General features: G+C 55.7%; 3 protein-coding genes. All 3 read left to right on the forward strand.

What is annotated here, in order from left to right:
• Positions 1–174: 174 nt before the first annotated feature.
• A complete protein-coding gene (locus WCO56_29585) occupies positions 175–687 on the forward strand; it encodes a hypothetical protein (protein ID MEI7733754.1) in 513 nt (170 codons plus the stop codon).
• On the forward strand, positions 684–1,976 hold the full coding sequence (locus WCO56_29590) for a replicative DNA helicase (GenBank protein ID MEI7733755.1): 1,293 nt from the start codon (positions 684–686) through the stop codon (positions 1,974–1,976). The genes WCO56_29585 and WCO56_29590 overlap by 4 nt, the downstream gene beginning before the upstream one ends.
• Before the next feature lie 142 nt (positions 1,977–2,118).
• A partial coding sequence (locus WCO56_29595; protein ID MEI7733756.1) for a hypothetical protein occupies positions 2,119–2,398 on the forward strand: 280 nt, incomplete at its 3' end.

Genomic DNA, 2,398 nt, shown 5'->3' on the forward strand with positions numbered 1-2,398 from the left:
AATATTCAGGCACCCGTGGCCGTGGAAGGAGTTTCCGCGTGAAAAGCAAAAACGGCTGGTCAAAGCTCACCGGGACTGAGCGCCAAAAAATCGCCCGATTGCTGCGCATGGGTTGGCGGCCCGGTCAACCTGCAATTCGGTATTTCGGAAACAAACGGAAGGGAGCGCCGGACCATGAGTCTTGACCAACCCCAAACAGCGCCGTTTTGCTGGCAGGATAAACGAGTATTGCGGCTGATACGGGAACACCTTGACCGTTCAAAAGTCACCTCATCCCTGGCGGTCTATCTCGCACTCACTGAGCACGCGTCAAACAAGGAGTCTGAATCATTCCAGGTCTCAATAGGTCACATTGCAACCCTCGCCGGTTGCGGCGAGCGCACCGTGAAAGACCGTTTAAACGATCTTCGAAACATGTCTTTGATTCAAACAACCTGCCCCGCACTCAGGACCGCGTTGACGTTTAAACTACTCCCAACCCAAGACGCACTATCCACCCCGGACGGATGCCGGACGCTGGGCAACAATCGCCCCACGCAAGGCGATAACCGCCCTACGCAGGGCAAGCGAACTGCCTCATTACTTGCCCTCAGTAGAAGAACAGAAGAAAAGAATACCCCCAACCCCCAAAGGTTATCTTTGAAAAGTATGGTTTTGGATGAACTCACCAAGGAGGTGACGCCGTGAACATCCCCGTCGATCATGATTCAGAGAAAGGGCTCCTTGGCTGTCTCATGCTGGACGCCCGGAAAGCACTGCCGGAACTCTTGGCAAAACACCCCAACCCGCCAACCCTCTTTTATGACGACCGTCACAAGCGGATATTTGATGCCATCCAGACGTTGACCGAGGCGCGCAAACCCGTTGACGCCATCACCGTGGCGAAACTCCTTGGCACCGGCGACAAGGACGCCGTGGTTTATCTCGCAACCCTTCCAGACTTCGCCCCGTCTGCAACCAATGTTCTTTACCATGCGGACGCGTTACGGGATGCCAGCGTCAAGCGGGAAGTCATGGCGATATGCACCGGCTACGCCACCAAGTCCGGGAACGGGACGCCGCCGGATGAACTCTTAGCTGGTCTGCAATCGGAAATCATGGCCATTGGCACCGATACCACGGGATCTGATTTTGGAATAAAAGAGTCGCTCATGGAGTCGGTGAATTTTCTGGAAACCTGCTTTACCGATGGCGGGGGGAAAGTGCGCGGGCTCGAAACCGGTTTCCGCCGTTTTGATGCCATGACCGGCGGATTACAGCCTGGCCAGTTGGTTATCATCGGTGGCCGACCTGCCCAGGGTAAAACGTCGCTTGCCATGAACGTGGTGGAACACGTCGCGCTTGTCCTGAAAAAACCCGTTGGCGTGTTTTCAATGGAAATGACCCGCCGGGAACTGGTCTATCGGATGCTACTGACAAGGGCAGGCGTCCCCAGGCAGATTGCAGAGTCTGACCAGATGAACCAAGGCCAGATGCAGGCGTTGACCCGTACCACGGCGGAGCTACACACGGCACCGCTGAAAATATGCGACCTTGGCCAGCTATCCATTCGCCGGTTGTCCGCTCTGGCACGCCGGATGCAGTTTGAAACGAACGGCCAACTTGCTTTGCTGGTGGTGGATTATATCCAACTTATGCGAAGCGAGGGGAAGCGCACCGACACCAGAGCCTTGGAACTTTCCGAAATCACCGGCGGTCTGAAATCACTTGCGAAGGAATTGCACCTGCCGATCATTGCCCTCAGTCAATTCAGCCGTGACGTGGAGAAGGATGGACGCAAGCCCAGGTTGTCCGATCTTCGAGACTCAGGCGGTCTCGAACAGGATGCCGACCTCGTTTGTCTTATTCACAACGAGCCCAGCGACAACCCCGACGTTGTCAAGACGCAGCTTATCCTGGCCAAGCAAAGGAACGGCCAAACCGGCGAGGTGCCGTTAGTATTCCAGAAAAATATCACGAAATTTCGCGACCAATGAACACCTGCACGCAATGTCACCGCCCTATTCGCCGCGCTCCCAAGTCCGGGCGCTGGGTGTGCCATGCGTGCGTCACTCGACTCATTTACCGAACAGCGGCAAAACTCCGTTGGCCAAAACCAAACCAAAACCAAACCAAACCATGAAGACACTGAGACTCACCCTCGCCATGATCCTGGCTGCAACGTTACGCGCCTGCAATCCCGTGCCATGCGTGGCAGATACACAATTCGATGATTGTATGCGCATACGCCTGTTTGACGCGTCGCACCCCGTGCCCGCCACATTGTTACCCCAGAGCAATCAGGACGCCCCAGAGCGCCAAGTAAAACACGGCGCGGGCTATCGTGGTGCAAGGTCAAACCTGCATGGAGGGGGTAAGGAATCTCTTTTAGGGGGTGAAATCGGCTTGCAGGGGACGA

The sequence above is a fragment of the Verrucomicrobiota bacterium genome (assembly GCA_037139415.1).
In the GTDB taxonomy this organism is placed as follows: Bacteria; Verrucomicrobiota; Verrucomicrobiia; order Limisphaerales; family Fontisphaeraceae; genus JBAXGN01.